This window comes from Massilia mucilaginosa (genome assembly GCF_011682145.1).
Classification (GTDB): Bacteria; Pseudomonadota; Gammaproteobacteria; order Burkholderiales; family Burkholderiaceae_D; genus Telluria_A; species Telluria_A mucilaginosa.
Genome location: NZ_WHJH01000012.1, coordinates 110,531 through 125,152, shown reverse-complemented (window position 1 = coordinate 125,152; position 14,622 = coordinate 110,531). Strand labels below are relative to the sequence as shown.

The following is a 14,622-nucleotide window of genomic DNA, read 5'->3' as shown; positions in this document are numbered from 1 at the left end:
ATGATCTACCGTCCCGCGTCGTCGAACTACGACACGTTTTTGCAGTACCGCGCGCTGATCATCCGGGCCATTGCGCTGGCCTGGAAGGATCCCGCCTTCAAAAGCGCCCTGTACGCCACACCCAAGGAGGCGCTCAAGGAGTCGCTGCGCTACGATTTTCCTTACGATATGGAGCTGGCCGTCATCCCGAACAGCGCCAGCTGGCGTCCGGAGCTCAACGCCGGCTGGATCTGCCACACCCAGAACGTGGTCGGCCTGACCCTGCCGCCCAGGCCGGAACCGGGCGAGGAGGCCGTTGCGCTGGCCGAGTACAACGCCCGCTTCCTGACGTTCCTGACTAACTTATAAGGGAGGCCCCATGTCGTTTACCAACAAGATACCGACCTACGAATCGCTGCTGGCGTTCCAGGAAGTGTACATGCGCGCCATCGCGCTGTCGTGGCACGACCACGAATTCAAGCAGGCCCTGCTGGCCGACCCGCTGCTGGCATTGCAGCGCTATTTCGGCTACAAATGCCCGTGGAATATCGCCCTGGCGATCCGCGAGGCGCCGCCCGGTTCGGGCTGGGACAGCGCGGCGCGGACCTGGAACCTGCCGAAGAACAGCATGACCTTCGGCGTGCCCCAACAACCGCGCGTGGAGGAGGAGGCGATTGCCCTGGCCGCCTACAACGACGCCGGCGCCACCTATCTGTTTTCCTGCTGCTGATTGGCGTCATCCGGCGGCGTCCGCGCGCGGGCGCCGCCGTTCACCTGGTTCTCCCATGCCCTTGTCCGATCCCGACCTCATCCCCGTCTTCAAACCGAGTCTGCGGGTGGAGGCCCTCGATGGCGAGCTGCTGCTGATCCTGAGCGAACGGCGCCGCGCGATGCTGCGCGGACGCGCCCTGGCCCTGGTCGGGCAAGCGGTCGACGGCGTGCGCAGCGTGGCCGAGCTGGTGGCGCGGCTGGGCGCCGAACTGGCGCCGGCGGAGGTGCTCGAAGCGCTCGATCATCTGTTCAGCCTGGGCCACCTGCATGCCGCCGGCGCCGCCCCGACCCCGGCCGATGCGTACTGGGAGCTGATGGCCGGCGCCGCGCCGCCGGCCGCGCCGGACGCTTGCAGCGTCGCGCTCGCATGCTGCGGCGGGATCGATCCCGGCCCCGCCACGCGCGCGCTGGCGCTGGCCGGCATGCGCGTCGACCCCGGCGCCGGGCTGCGCATCGCCCTCACCGACGACTATCTGCGCCCCGAGCTCGACGCGATTGCCGCGCGCGCGCGCGCCGACCAGGTGCCGCTGCTGCTGGTGTGCGCGGCCGGCACCCGGCCCACCCTCGGTCCCTTGCTGCACGCGCAGCACGGCGCCTGCCTCGAGTGCCTGCGCTTCTGGCTGCGCGTCAATCGCCCGGTCGACACGCTGCTGGCGCGCGCGGGCGGCGGCGGCCATCTGCCGCTGGCCTTCGACGCGCCCGGCGCGCTGGCCGTGTTCGGCCTGCTGGCGAACCTGGTCGCCAACCTGCGCGTGCTGGGAGAAGAGCGCGCCGGCGTGAGCGCCGCCATGCTGGCGCTCGACCTGGGCACCCTGGCGACGGCGCGCCACGCCGTGCTGCGCCGTCCCCAATGCCCGCTGTGCGGCGATCCGGCGCTGATGCGGCGCCAGGCCGAACGATTTCCGGCGCTGCAAGCGGTCACGGGCCTGCTGCGCCACGACGGCGGCTATCGCCAGCGCGACCCGGTCCAGACTTACGAGCAGTACCGGCATCTGGTCAGCCCGCTGACCGGGCCGGTGGCCTACCTGCATCCGATGCCACGCCGCCACGGCGGCATGCGCAAGGTGTACGTGGCCGGCTACATGGTGTGTCCGCGCGACCCACCGCGCGCGCACAGCTTCGACAAGGTTTGCGCAGGCAAGGGGCAGAGCGAGGAACAGGCCCGCGCCAGCGCCCTGTGCGAGGCGCTCGAACGCTACAGCGGCGTGTACCAGGGCGACGAAGCGTGCGTGCGCGCCAGCATGCGTTCGCTCGGCCCGTCCGCCTGCGGCTTCGATGCGCTGCAACTGTTCAGCGAGCGCCAGTACGCCGGGCGCGCCGCCCGGAATGCGCTGACCGACGACAGGCGCCGCCAGGTGCCGCAGCGCTTCGACCCCGATACCGTGATCGACTGGACGCCGGCCTGGTCGCTGGGCAGCGGGCGCCAGTGCCATGTGCCCCTGACATACTGCTATGCCGAGGCCCCGGCGGCGGCCGGCGCGGCCTACGGCATCCATAATCCGAACGGCGCGGCGGCCGGCAACTGCCGCGAGGAAGCGATACTTCAGGGTTTCCTCGAACTGGTCGAGCGCGACGCCACCGCCATATGGTGGTACAACCGCATTCCCATGCCCGGGGTCGACCTGGCCAGCTTCGGCGATCCCTACTTCGAGCGCCTGGTGCTCGACTACGCCGCCGGCGGCTGGCGCCTGTGGGTGCTGGACCTGACCCACGACCTGGGCATCCCGGTGTGCGCCGCGCTGGCCCACCACCCGGGGCAGGGGCGCCATGCGATCGGCTTCGGTTGCCATCTGGACGCGCGCCTGGCGGTGCAGCGCGCGCTGACCGAAGTGAACCAGTTGTTCGACCCGCGCGGCGAGACCCCGTCGCCGTGGGACCCGGCCCTGCTTGGGCCCGCGCCATTCCTGGAACCTGCCCCGGCGCTGGCGCCGCGCGGCGCCGCCGGCATGCCGTGCAGCGGCGGCGCCGACCTGCGTGCCGACATCGACGCCTGCGTCGCGCTGCTCGCCGCGCGCGGCATGGACCTGCTCGTGGTCGACAAGACCCGTCCCGATATCGGCCTGCCGGTGGTGCAGGTGATCGTGCCCGGCCTGCGCCACTTCTGGCCGCGCTTCGGCCCGGGACGCCTGTACAGCGTGCCGCTGGCGCTCGGCTGGCTCGAGCGCGCCAGCGCCGAAGCCGACCTCAATCCCTGCTCCCTGTTCCTGTAGCGCCCGCTGCGCCGCTGCGCCGTGCATGGCCGTGTAAGGCGGTGTAAGGCGGTGTAATCGGGCGTAATCGATTACCTGCGCCAATTGCCTTATCTTTGAGTTGCCGGTTCAGCACTGCCGGCAATCTCGAACGACGGCAAAGGGGAGGGCAGCGATGATCGATTTTGTGTACATCAACCGCGCGGGCGGCTTCCCCGCTCCCGACGTGCTGGTGTTCCAGCAGGCCGAGGGCGCCCGCCCCGAGCGGGCGATCGCCTGGAAAGTCATCCGCCGCTGCGCCCCCGGCCATACCCATCCTTTTACCTTTTCGCCCACGCTCGAGGTGTGCCTGGGCGACGAGTTCGGCAACTTCACGCCGCGTTTGCAGGCCGGCTGCGGCGCCCACTTCGCGCTGCGCCCGCTGGCGCGCGGCCGCGAACTGGTGCGCCGCGCCGACGCCGCCCCCGGCGAGATCGTGGTGCGCAACGAACTGGCGCGCGGCGCGCTCGATGTCTGCGTGTACCGCGACGCCCACCTGCTGGCGCGCCGCTGCGCGCTGGCGCCCGGACTGACGGCGCTCTTGCGGCTGGCGCCGGTGCTCTGGTTCGGCGTCGCCGCCGGCGCGCGCCAGGGCGAACCGCTCGGCGCGGCGGCGCAGGTGTCCGCGCTCACCCCGCTGCCGCTGGCGCGCCTGTCGAGCGTGCGCGTCGCCCTGCGCGGCGGCGGGCCGGAAGCATTCGCATTCGAGTTTGACGAGGCCGCTCGGCCTTGAGCAGGTTTTTTGCAGGTGGCGCAATTCGGCGCCGATTTTTTTTCAACCACAGAAGGAGTCATCATGGATATCGCACTCAATTTCATCAATTTGTCGAACGAGCAGGACGACGCACAGATCGTGATCTTTCAAAAGAACGTCGCGACCGGCTTCGACGAAATCGCCGTGGCCTGGCAGGTCATCAAAAACTGCGGCATCGGCGAAAACCATCCGTTTACCTTTCCGATGGAAATGTCGGTGAAGGCCAGCGATAGCGACGGCAATTATTCACCGGAACTGTTGGCCGAGAATGGCCAGATCTACGACTACGCGAGAGGCGGATCGGGCAACGGACTGACCAGTGCCGGCGCCGGCCCGAGCATGAACGAAGTGCATGTTCGCAACGCCCTGGGCCAAGGCGCGATCAACGCCAACATCATGAAGGCCGGCAAGGTGTTGGCCATGAAGACATCGGTCGCGCCCGGCCAAAAGGCCGTGTTCCAGTTCAAGCCGACCATCTGGATCGGCGCCGTCTCGCAAATCGTGCAAGGCGCGGTGATGAACTCGGCCGTCATCTCGGACGTGAACACGGAACTGTCGCTGCTCGGCGTGAAAAGTGCCGACATCGTCATGCGCGGCGGCGGACCTGGCGCCTCGTCGACCCCGCTGACCTTCACGCTGACCAACGTGCAGATGGCCTAAGCGGTACGGCGCCGCGGTCACGACCGCGGCGTTCCGCTTCCCTTCTTTTTGCGAGACGCATTCCATGGCAACGCAAGTGACCACATGCTGGACGGTGCTGGACGGCGCGCTGGTGTTCGAGGCCGCGTTCACGCCCGGCGATGGCCTGCTCATGCCCACGGTCTGCGTCTTCGTCGCGGGCGCGCGCGAGGACCTGGTGACGGTGCGGGTGCGCAGCGCCCCGGACGCGTCGGCGCTGCAGTTCGCCTCGCTCAAGGGCGGCGGCTGCCATGCGCGCGGCACGCTCAAGGCGTATGCCGGGGTGCATATCGACGGCGTCCCGCATGCCGGCGTGTTCGCCGATCTGTACTATGGCCATGTCGGCGCGCCGCTCGAACAGCACTACGAAGGCTTCATCGGCCTGGTGCCGCAAGAAGGCCCGCCGGGGCCGGCGCCGCTTCCGCCACCCGAGCCATGGCCCTGGCCGCCCGAACCCGAACCCTATCCCGAGCCCGAGCCCGAACCCGAACCCGATCCCGAGCATCCGTATCCGGCCCGGGTCGATGGCGTCAGCGGCGAGCTGTTTCCCTATATGTACGTGCGCAAGTGGCCGTCGATCGACGCGGCCGACCTGGCGCGCGGCTTCGTCCGGTATGCCGAAGCGGCCTACGGCAGCCCGCCGCCGAGTACCTTCTACGACGACCTGTGCCGCCTGCGCGCGCGCGGACGCGTCGCCATGCAGGACGCGGCGCTGGCCTTCATCGACGGCGCCGCTCCCTACGCCGGCCAGTTCGTCGCCAGCGCCGCGCAGGAGCCGCTGCCGCTGTCGCAGGTGGCCGGCCTGGCGGCGGCCCTGGCGCGCGATCCGGCCGCGCTGCAGGCGGCGCTGCTGCGGCGCTTTGGCGTGGCCACGCCGGCCGCCATGCGCGCCCTGTTGTCGGGTGCGCAGGCCAGCGCTTTCCTCGACCGGGTCTGGCTCAGTTACTTCGCGCTGGTCATCATTCTCGGCTACCGGCGCGCGCTGCTGGACCAGTTGCACGGCCTGCTGGTGGGCGCGCACCTGCTCGGCCAGGCCTTCGCCCAGCCAGCGATGCCCGCCAGCGCCACCCTGCGCGCCCTGATGGCCGCCACCGTGGTCTTGCCGGACCCGGTGTTTCCCCTGCCGCCGGCCGAGAGCTCGCCGCCGGCGGCCGTGCCCGACAACGGCTGGATCGCGCCGTATGCGATCGGCGACCTGCAAATGGTGCGCCAGCGCCTGCTGCGCCATGAACCGGGCGAGATTGCGCATATCGAAAACGTGATGCGCGGCGAGCGCAAGGAAGTCACGCGCCGCCGCATGCAGCGCCAGCTCGAGCATCAGTCGCACGACAGCGAACGGAGCGACAGCCTGGACAACGAAGCGAGCGACGGCCGCGACGCGCTGCTGGAAGAAACCCGGCATGCCATCGCGGAAAAGACGCTGACCAACCAGTACGATAATTTCCAGACCACCTATGGCCCGCCGGCCGACGCCACTCTCAGCGGCAGCTGGACCGAATCGACGCAACAGGGCCCCAACCGGGGCATCGACGATGTGACCCGCTTTGCGCGCGCCATCCTCGAACGCAGCGTCGGGCGCATCGCGCGCAAGGTCGGGCAGAGCCGTTCGAGCAGCATGCTCAACGAAACCGAAGAGCGGGTCGGCAGCACCATCGACAACAGCGCCGGCAGTGCCAGCGTGGTCGGCGTGTACCGCTGGCTGAACAAGGTGTTCGAGGCGCGCGTGGTGCATTACGGCACCCGACTGATGGTCGAATTCATGCTGCGCGACCCGGCCGCCGCCTACCTGCTCGAACAGCAGGGGCGCACCGGTACGCGCGCCGGCGTGCCGCTCAGCCTGGACGACAACGGGATTGCCTCGTTTGCCGATGTGAATCCGGGCAATTACGCGCGCCTGGCCGCGCTGTACGAGGTGACCGAGATTTCGCCGCCGCCGGCCAGCCCGGTGCTGGTCTCGGCCTCGCTGCGCGGGGGGCAGGAGCGGCTGGTCGCGCTGGCCCCGGGGTACTGCGCGGCCGCCGCCCATGTGAATGTGGCCCCCGGCGCGCCGGCGCCGCCGGTGCTGGTGGGGCGCGAGGTGTTCCGCGCGGGCGACCCGCCGGACCAGGGGCGCGTGTTCGGCGAAAGCGATGCGATCGCGCTGGCGGTCGGCAGCGCGCCGCTCGGTTCGCCGCCCTGCAGCGCCATGGAGGTGCTGGTCAATGTGGTCATCGAGTGCTATCCCGGCGCGGCGCTGCTCGACGGCTGGCGCATCCAGACCTATGCCGCGCTGCTGGCCGGCTATCGGCGCCAGGTGAGCCGCTTCGACGAGCTGGCGGGCGGCGCGGGCGCCCGCGCCGACACGCGCGCGCCGCAGGCCGAGCGCCTGGTCGAGCGCAAGCAGCTCCGGCGCGGCTGCATCGGCCTGCTGTTCGAACGCTACGCCGCCCTGGCCGGCAGCGAGAAGCCGTGCGGACGGCCGTCCGTGTTCAGCGTGAACGAAGCGCACTACCTGCAATTTTTCGACGAGCTGTTCGAGTGGGACGAGATGACCTGGCGCTTCCACACGCGCCCGGCGGCGGGGGCGGCGGCGCGCGCCGGCCTGGCCCCGGCCGGCGACGCCCTCAGTCCGTTCATCGAAGCCGACAGCGCCATGGTGATGCTGCCGGTGCGCCCGGGGCGCGTGATGGCCCTGCTGTATTTCCTGTCGAGCGGCGCGCTGTGGGATGGCGACAACCGGCTGGCCCCGGCCAGCAGCGCCGATATTGCATTGATCAACGATCTGAAGAGCGCCGAAGCGCACGCGCACGCCGCGCCGCGCCCGGTCGGCCGTCCTTGGGAACTGGTGGTGCCGACCGCCATGCAGGTCATCGACGGCGCCGTCGCCGCATGGAGCACGCCATGATCGCGCACCAGCGCCATGTCGGCGCGCCCTTCGGCTTGGGCGCCACCGAGCGCCACCCTCATCACCCGCGCGGCGAGGCGCCGGTCGGCAGCGTGATCGCCTTTGCCGGCGCGGTGGCGGCGCCGCTGCCCGGCGGCGCCAGCCCGCCCGACTCGCCGCCCGCCAGCCCGGGCGGCGGCATCCAGGTCGAGGCGCTCGGCTGGCTGCTGTGCGACGGGCGCGCCCTGGCCAGCGGCGCCTATCCGGAACTGTTCCTTGCGCTCGGCACCCTGTACGGCGGCAGCGGCGGCTACTTCCATTTGCCGGACTACCGAGGCTACTTCCTGCGCGGCAGCGATGGCGGCAGCGGGCGCGACCCCGACCTGGCCGCGCGCATACCGCCCGCCGGCGCAAGCAGCCCCGGCGAGGTCGGCTCGGTCCAGCGCGACGCCGTGCTGGCCCATTATCACCAGTACGATACCGGGACGGTGGAGGGCGTGACGACCGGGAGCGGCCAGGCGGCCGCCAAGGGGACCGCGCCGCAGACCAGCAGCGCACCGGTCGACAGCGCGGGTACGCCGCTGACCCCGGCGACCGGCGGCAGCGCGGGCGAGTCGCGGCCCAAGAACGTGTATGTGAACTACCTGATCAAATTTACCAACTGGCCGCTACGCACGCGCTGAGCGGCCGCGCGCCACCAACCGGAGAGAAGCAATGAGCTACCAGAAAATCGATTACATCGCCTACGCGCTTGCAAGCTTGAGCGAGGCGCCGGGTTTGCCGCTAGCGGCCGACGACATCGCCGCGCGCTGCCAGCTGATGATGAACGCCATCCGCAGCGCCAGCGCCGCGCCGGCGCTGGACACCTCCGATGGCGCCGGGACCGTGCTCAAGGTATTCATGGCGCCCGCCGGCTTCTTCGGCGGGGCGGCCACGCCGTACACCCTGGCCGATGTGCAGAACGCGATTAACGCCTTGCAGAAGATGGTGGCGGACGATGCCTGGGCCGATTGGGTGTTCGTGTTCGGCAGCATTGCCTACCAGCCGGATCCGAGCGCTCCGCGCTCCTATCAGTTCTGCCTGGTGCAGCAGGGCGGCTCGGCCAACCGCTGCCAGCTCCTGGCCGGCACGGTGCTGGCGCAATTCGCCTCGGGCGTCAATCTGGTGAATCTTTCCGCCGCCAGCGGCGGGGTGTTGATCGGACAGGCCGGCGGCGGCGGCCAGGATGCGCCGGGGGCGAGCGTGCTGTGCGACGGCGCCGGCGTCTTCACGCTGGCGGGCCTGACCTGGGGCCTCGACCTGCGCGACCGGCTCACCGGCGCCAGCATCCTGCGCGCCCCGATCGCACCGGCGGCAAGCGCCATCCAGGTGCAACTGGTGCTGCTGTCCGGCCCCTCGGTCCTGCCGCAGAATGTCGCGGCCGGGTTCCAGGGCTATGTGTTCGCCTGCGACGGCGGCGCCGCCAGCGCCGCCGCCTTCAGTGTCGGCGCGGCCGGCGCCACGCCGCCGCTGGCCTTGGCCGGTACCTACGCGATGGCGGACACGCCAATCGACCTGGGCGGCTCGCCGCCGCGCGAGGTGCCGGTGACGCAGCTGTTCGCAGCCGGCCCCGGTAGCGTGAACGTGTTTGCCGGCGCGCCGTTTCCGCCTGCGGCCACAGTTGGCGGCCAGGTGGTGGCATTGTCCTGGCCGGCGTTGGTCAGTCCGCTGGCGGCCAGTCCGGCGGCGCCCACGTACACCTTCAATTTTTCGGTGGTGTACGACGCGCAGGGCGCGTACCGCAACACACTGTGCCAGATCGTCTGCAACAATCTCGATTTCATGGGCCTGAACTACGTCATGCCGCTCATTTTCACCAGCACCGACGCCGGCGGGCAAGCGGTCGCCATCGATTTCGACAATGGCCTCGGTTCCATGGGCTACCAGAAATCGCTGCAGGGACAGATTCAGGTGCCGGGTTTCGCGTTCGACGGCGCGGCCTTCCTGTTCAGTACCGATATCACCGGCCCCGCGCCGGCGACCATCTGGTAAGCCGGGAGCGATCATGGGCCCACAGTCGATGGATGGACGACAGGTCACGCTCGGCATCTACGTCGACGGCGACCCGGCGGCACTCGAGGCGAGCGTGCGCAGCATCATCGAGCATGCCGGCATGGCGCTCGAACTGGTGCTGCTGGTCGACGCCGACAGCTTTGCGGCCGGGCGCTACCCGTTCAAGGCGCACCGGGTGGGCAACGGCGCCGGGCGCGCGGCCGCCTTCAACCGCCTGGTCGCGGCGCACGACAGCGCGCGCTACGTGTTCCTCGAAAACGGGGTGCGCCTCGGCCCGTCCTGCCTGCGCCGCCTGTGCGCCGCGCTGGACGCCGATCCCGCCCACGGACTGGCCGGGCCATCGACCGACCGGGCCTGGAACGAGCAGGCCCAGCCGCCGCAGCCGGCGTCCGGGCCGTACGCGCTGGAGCTGGGGGCGGAAGCGGCGGCGCGGCGCTACGGCGACAGCTGGCGCACCCTCGAACCGCTGCACAGCCTGTCGGACTTTTGCTACGCGGTGCGGCGCGACGTCGTCATCGCCATCGGCGCCGCCGATGAAGGCTACGGCAGCGGTCCGTGCTGGGAAATGGATTACAACATCCGCGCCGCCCGCGCCGGTTTCAAGGCACTCTGGGTCGGCGCCGCGTACGCCGAACGCGGCGCGCACCCGGCCACCCCGGCGGCGCAGGCCGAGCGCGCCTTCACGGCCTCGCGCCAGCGCTATCAGGACAGCTTCTGCGCCCGCCTCGACCAGCCGGGCGCCGCCTACAGCGCCCACTGCAAGGGCGAGCAGTGCGCCTACTTCGCCCAGCCCCAGCGCCTGACCCTGCGGGTGGCGCTGCCGCCCGCGCCGGCTGCGGCGCCCGCCCATGCGCCGGGGCTGCCGCTGGTGAGCTGCATCATGCCCACCTGCGGGCGGGCGCGCTTCGTGGCGCAGGCGATCGGCTACTTCCTGCGCCAGGATTACCCGCAGCGCGAACTGGTGATCGCGTTCGAACGCGACGAGGACTTGCCGGCGCACGCGCCCGACAGCCGCATCCGCTATCTGCGCACGCCGGCCGGCAGCAGCATCGGCGCCAAGCGCAACGCGGCGGCGGCGGCGGCGGCCGGCGCCATCATCGCCCAGTGGGATGACGACGACTGGTACGGCGTCACCCGCCTGTCGCTGCAGGTGTGGCCGATTGTCGCCGGCGTGGCCGAGATCAGCGGCGTGGGCGACACCCAATTCCTGCAGATCGACCAGGGGCAGTGCTGGCACGCCAGCGCCGCGCTGCACCGGCGCCTGTTCGTCGAGAACGTGTGCGGCGGCTCGCTGGTGTTCACGCGCGCGGCCTGGGAGTCGGCCGGCGGCTACCCGGCCACCTCGCTGCGCGAAGACGCCGACATGATGGTGGCGGCCATGCGCCACGGCGCGCGCCTGTGCCGCGTGCCCGCGCACGAAGCCTTTGTCTACATCCGCCACCGCGCCAACACCTGGCGCTTCGACGAGGGCAGCTATCTGGAGGCGGACCAATGGCGGAAGGTGGCGCATCCGTCCTGCATGGACGGCGACAGCGCGTTCTACGCCGCGCACCTCAACGCCGGCGCGCTGGCAGCGGCGCCGGCGCCGCTGCCCATGGTCTCGTGCATCATGCCGACGGCGGGGCGGCGCCAGTTCGTGCCGGCGGCGATCGGCCATTTTCTGCGCCAGGGCTACCCCAACAAGGAGCTCATCATCGTCGACGACGGAGCCGATCCGGTGGCCGACCTGGTGCCGGAGCACCCCGCGATCAGCTATGTGCGCCTGCCGCGCAAAGCCAGCATCGGGGCCAAGCGCAATCATGCCTGCATGATCGCGCTTGGTTCCATCATCGCCCACTGGGACGACGATGACTGGATGGGGCCGGACTGGCTGGCCTCGCAGGTACAGACCCTGCTGAGCAGCGGCGCCGACGTGTGCGGCCTGGACAAGGTGTACTTCCACGCCCCGGCGCAAGGGCGGGCCTGGCGCTACGTGTACGACGGCGTGCGCCCGTGGGTGGCCGGGGGCACCCTGTGCTACACCAGGGACTGCTGGGAAAAATCGCCATTTCCGGACATGCAGGTGGGCGAAGACACGGCCTTCCTGTGGAATGGCGTGAAACGGCTGGCCGTCAACGATGCATGCCGTTCCTACGTCGCCACCGTCCATCCGGGCAACACCAGCACCAAGCATACAACCGACCGGCGCTGGACCGAACATCCGGTCGACGACATTGTCAACTTCATCAACAGCGCGCAAGCGTAAAACGAAAGGGCAATCATGTTTTTACAAGGAATTGACGTATCGGATCATCAGGGTAAGATCGACTGGGGCACGGTGGCGCGGCAAGGCGTGGCCTTTGCCTACGCCAAGGCGACCGAAGGCGGAACCTGGACCGATCCCACCTTCGCGGCGAACTATGCTGGCATCAGGGACGCCGGGATGCTGCGCGGGGCCTATCACTACCTGCGCCCGCACACCGCGGCCAGCGAGCAGGTCGCCAACTTCCTCAAGACGCTGGGGCCGCGCCAGGCCGGCGACCTGCCGCCGATGCTGGACCTGGAGGCCGTCGACGGCATGACGGGCGCGGCGATTGTCCAATGTGCCGTGCAGTGGCTCGACCAGGTGCAGGCGGCGCTCCGGTGTTCACCGCTGGTGTATTGCGACCGCGACTTTTGGACCCACACCCTGGACTGCCCGGCCGCGCTGGAAGAGTTTCCGTTCTGGATCGCCGAATACAATGGCAATGAGCTTCCCACGCTGCCGCGCGGGCAGACGTCGTTTGCGTTCTGGCAGTATGCGCAAAGCGGAAAGGTGGCCGGCATCGCTGCCGCGAGGAGTGTCGACCTCGACTGGTTCAATGGCACCCGCGAGCAGCTGGCCGCGATGGGGATGACAGCCGACCCGGATGCCGCAGGGCCGCCCGCGCGAGCCGATGCCTGAGCGCGCAGGATGGCCGGCGGCGGCCACGCCGGCCGGCCATTGAACAGTGCAACGTGGCGCCGCGTTCCTGCTGGGTGGTGGATGGGTCAACATTTGACGCGCAAAACGTTGTATGAAACGCACTATAACGACGAAATGTGGCTAAAATATTACAACATGCCAACTGAAAAAGAAACGTACAAATGCAATATTGACACGACTCTATACTTGTCCTCAGCGGAAACTGGCGCGGACGTGTAAGCCACGCCGTTCTTGCCGCCGCACGGGGCAGCGCCGTTCCGCTGCAGTGAGCACGCCTATCAATGCGCAGACTGGCCGTCGGTCATTCAAGGCGTCGATTCCGTGCTTTTCAGCTAATCTGGAGGCAGTCATGTCAAAAACCAGCAAGTCGGCAAATAATCTTCATCATGTCCAAAATCAATGGGGCGGCCAGAGCGCGGCGTGGAACGAAGGCGGCGTATGGGTGATCGGCTGCCGGAGCGGCCAAAACGTCGTGGCGTTGAACATCAACTCGGCCGATGGCGGAAAAACCTTCACTGGCAGCATGAAATACGCCGGCGAGGGAGCGATCGGCTTTAAGGCGACATTGACCCAAAACAATACCTACGTGGTCGAAAACCAATGGGAGGGCAATGCCGCTCCGTGGCAACCGGGCGGCACGTGGGTCATCGGCTGCCGCGTGGGCCAGGGCGTGGTGGCGCTCAACGCCGAGTCCAGCGATGGCGGCAATACGCTGACCGGCAGCATGACCTACAGCGGAGAGGGTCCGATCGGATTCAAGAGCGCGCTGGTGGACGGCGGCGTGTTCGCCGTCGAGAATCAATGGGGCGGGTCATCGGCTCCGTGGCACCAGGGCGGCGCCTGGGTCATTGGCGGGCGCGACCAGGGCGTGGCAGCGGTCCAGATCAGCTCGGCCGATAACGGGAAGACGTTGACCGGCAGCATGAGCTATGTCGGCGAAGGGCCGATCGGCTTCCGCGCCACCGCCGTGGTCGGCAATAATTATGTGGTGGAGAACCAATGGGGCGGCAATTCAGCGCCATGGTCTGCGGGGGGCGTGTGGCTGATCGGCGCGCGCGGGGGCCAGAACGTTACCGCGCTCAATATCACTTCCAGCGACGGCGGCAACTCCTTCAATGGCAGCATGGCGTATAGCGGCGAGGGCGAGATCGGATTCCGTTCGACAATCCAGCCGCAATAGATAGAGAGCGTCAAACGTCAGCCGCAGGCGAATGCCGTTCAGTGACGACTGGACGGTATTCAAGGCGGCTGGAACGTGGTTCGGCCAAGGGAGACAAGAAAAATCATGAAGACCACGTCGTTTGATTTTGAGATGGGATCGCACCCCATGCCGACCGATCCTGTCGAATTGCGGGGCAGGGAGAGGACGGACGGCAGAATGATCGTGCTCGATCGCGGCAAGAACGCCATCGAGCACAGGATATTTTTCGACATCTATGAGTATTTCCGGGCCGGGGACTTGCTGGTATTGAATGACAGCTATATGTTGTCCAACACCCTGCAATTCACCTGCGGCGGCCAGGCGGCCACCGTCATTGTCTATGGCCACGAATCGGATCACAGCTGCATGGTCGAGGTGCGCCCACGGGAGTTGGCAAAAGCCGGGTTGGGATTGCGCTCGGTCGATGACGAACAACTCGCCTGCACCTTGCTGGCGCCTTATCCGGATCATATCTGGAAGGCGAAGTTCGAACCGTCCGCGCGGCTCATTCGCGCGCTTGAAAGCCACGGTACGCGGTCCGACGAGACCGTGCCGCTCAACCCCGGCCACTGGCAGGAAAACCCCGCCGCCTATCGATCGGTGTACGCCAAATCGCCGGGCTCATTGGAGATACCTTCCGCAGGCCTGCATTTCTCCACCGGCTTGCTCGACCGGATTGCCGCCAAGGGCGTGGAGCTGGCATACGTCACCTTGCACGTCGGCAGCACCGAGCTGCTGGCCGTGCGCCACATCGAGGCCGAACATGTCGAGGACCACCGGGTCAGGGAAGAGTTTTTCGACGTTCCGGGCGAGTCGGCCGCCAAAATCAGCCGCGCCCTGGCCGAGGGGCGGCGCATCTTTGCCGTCGGGACGACCGTCGTCCGGACACTCGAATCGCTGGCGGCGGACGGCCCGTTCGATGGGGTGATCAGGCCTCAATCGGGCTGGACCGGTCTGTATATCTACCCCGGCTATGACTTCAAGATCGTCGACGCCGTGCTGACCAATCTGCACCGGCCGCGCTCGAGCCACATCGTGCTCACCGCCGCATTCGCAGGCCAGGAGCTGCTCATGCGCGCCTACGATGAACTGTTGAGCGTCGGCGGCTATGAATTCGACATGTTCGGCGACTCCATGCTGATCGTTTAGCCG

The 14,622-nt window shown here is 68.6% G+C and carries 12 protein-coding genes; all 12 read left to right on the top strand.

Annotation, left to right across the window (positions count from 1 at the left end):
* The 12 genes from F2P45_RS12970 to F2P45_RS12915 all read left to right on the top strand — a co-directional run bounded on the left by F2P45_RS12970 (position 1) and on the right by F2P45_RS12915 (position 14,619).
* Positions 1–348 carry a BMA_0021/BMA_0022 family TOMM bacteriocin gene (locus tag F2P45_RS12970; RefSeq protein WP_166875268.1) on the top strand — a complete coding sequence of 116 codons (348 nt, stop codon included), beginning with the start codon at positions 1–3 and terminating at the stop codon, positions 346–348.
* 10 nt (positions 349–358) lie between these two features.
* Positions 359–709 (top strand): BMA_0021/BMA_0022 family TOMM bacteriocin, encoded by a 351-nt coding sequence (locus tag F2P45_RS12965; protein WP_166875265.1) that lies wholly within the window; start codon positions 359–361, stop codon positions 707–709.
* A 55-nt stretch (positions 710–764) separates the two neighbouring features.
* Positions 765–2,960 carry a TOMM precursor leader peptide-binding protein gene (locus tag F2P45_RS12960; protein WP_166875262.1) on the top strand — a complete coding sequence of 732 codons (2,196 nt, stop codon included), beginning with the start codon at positions 765–767 and terminating at the stop codon, positions 2,958–2,960.
* A gap of 154 nt (positions 2,961–3,114) precedes the next feature.
* Positions 3,115–3,711 carry a hypothetical protein gene (locus F2P45_RS12955; RefSeq protein WP_166875246.1) on the top strand — a complete coding sequence of 199 codons (597 nt, stop codon included), beginning with the start codon at positions 3,115–3,117 and terminating at the stop codon, positions 3,709–3,711.
* Positions 3,712–3,774: 63 nt separating this feature from the next.
* Positions 3,775–4,392 carry a hypothetical protein gene (locus F2P45_RS12950; RefSeq protein WP_166875243.1) on the top strand — a complete coding sequence of 206 codons (618 nt, stop codon included), beginning with the start codon at positions 3,775–3,777 and terminating at the stop codon, positions 4,390–4,392.
* A gap of 64 nt (positions 4,393–4,456) precedes the next feature.
* On the top strand, positions 4,457–7,294 hold the full coding sequence (locus tag F2P45_RS35460; RefSeq protein ID WP_187367168.1) for a hypothetical protein: 2,838 nt from the start codon (positions 4,457–4,459) through the stop codon (positions 7,292–7,294).
* Complete coding sequence (locus F2P45_RS12940; RefSeq protein ID WP_166875240.1) at positions 7,291–7,956, top strand: tail fiber protein; 666 nt, start codon at positions 7,291–7,293, stop codon at positions 7,954–7,956. Before F2P45_RS35460 ends, F2P45_RS12940 begins: the two co-directional genes overlap by 4 nt.
* A 31-nt stretch (positions 7,957–7,987) precedes the next feature.
* Positions 7,988–9,304, top strand: a complete 1,317-nt coding sequence (locus F2P45_RS12935) for a hypothetical protein (RefSeq protein ID WP_166875238.1) — start codon at positions 7,988–7,990, stop codon at positions 9,302–9,304.
* A 13-nt stretch (positions 9,305–9,317) separates the two neighbouring features.
* On the top strand, positions 9,318–11,570 hold the full coding sequence (locus tag F2P45_RS12930; protein WP_229505059.1) for a glycosyltransferase: 2,253 nt from the start codon (positions 9,318–9,320) through the stop codon (positions 11,568–11,570).
* Positions 11,571–11,585: 15 nt separating this feature from the next.
* Positions 11,586–12,248, top strand: coding sequence for a glycoside hydrolase family 25 protein (locus F2P45_RS12925; RefSeq protein WP_166875235.1), 663 nt, complete (start codon positions 11,586–11,588; stop codon positions 12,246–12,248).
* Positions 12,249–12,618: 370 nt separating this feature from the next.
* A complete protein-coding gene (locus tag F2P45_RS12920; RefSeq protein ID WP_166875231.1) occupies positions 12,619–13,449 on the top strand; it encodes a lectin OAA family protein in 831 nt (276 codons plus the stop codon).
* A gap of 105 nt (positions 13,450–13,554) precedes the next feature.
* Entirely contained in the window at positions 13,555–14,619 is a 1,065-nt protein-coding gene (locus F2P45_RS12915) for an S-adenosylmethionine:tRNA ribosyltransferase-isomerase (protein ID WP_166875228.1), read from the top strand.
* The last annotated feature ends 3 nt before the right edge of the window (positions 14,620–14,622 follow it).

What these genes read in the sequence shown, in the direction of transcription:
- F2P45_RS12970 (WP_166875268.1), top strand. Translation starts at nt 1, where the DNA reads ATGATCTACCGTCCCGCGTCGTCGAACTACGACACGTTTTTGCAGTAC.
- F2P45_RS12965 (WP_166875265.1), top strand. Translation starts at nt 359, where the DNA reads ATGTCGTTTACCAACAAGATACCGACCTACGAATCGCTGCTGGCGTTC.
- F2P45_RS12960 (WP_166875262.1), top strand. Translation starts at nt 765, where the DNA reads ATGCCCTTGTCCGATCCCGACCTCATCCCCGTCTTCAAACCGAGTCTG.
- F2P45_RS12955 (WP_166875246.1), top strand. Translation starts at nt 3,115, where the DNA reads ATGATCGATTTTGTGTACATCAACCGCGCGGGCGGCTTCCCCGCTCCC.
- F2P45_RS12950 (WP_166875243.1), top strand. Translation starts at nt 3,775, where the DNA reads ATGGATATCGCACTCAATTTCATCAATTTGTCGAACGAGCAGGACGAC.
- F2P45_RS35460 (WP_187367168.1), top strand. Translation starts at nt 4,457, where the DNA reads ATGGCAACGCAAGTGACCACATGCTGGACGGTGCTGGACGGCGCGCTG.
- F2P45_RS12940 (WP_166875240.1), top strand. Translation starts at nt 7,291, where the DNA reads ATGATCGCGCACCAGCGCCATGTCGGCGCGCCCTTCGGCTTGGGCGCC.
- F2P45_RS12935 (WP_166875238.1), top strand. Translation starts at nt 7,988, where the DNA reads ATGAGCTACCAGAAAATCGATTACATCGCCTACGCGCTTGCAAGCTTG.
- F2P45_RS12930 (WP_229505059.1), top strand. Translation starts at nt 9,318, where the DNA reads ATGGGCCCACAGTCGATGGATGGACGACAGGTCACGCTCGGCATCTAC.
- F2P45_RS12925 (WP_166875235.1), top strand. Translation starts at nt 11,586, where the DNA reads ATGTTTTTACAAGGAATTGACGTATCGGATCATCAGGGTAAGATCGAC.
- F2P45_RS12920 (WP_166875231.1), top strand. Translation starts at nt 12,619, where the DNA reads ATGTCAAAAACCAGCAAGTCGGCAAATAATCTTCATCATGTCCAAAAT.
- F2P45_RS12915 (WP_166875228.1), top strand. Translation starts at nt 13,555, where the DNA reads ATGAAGACCACGTCGTTTGATTTTGAGATGGGATCGCACCCCATGCCG.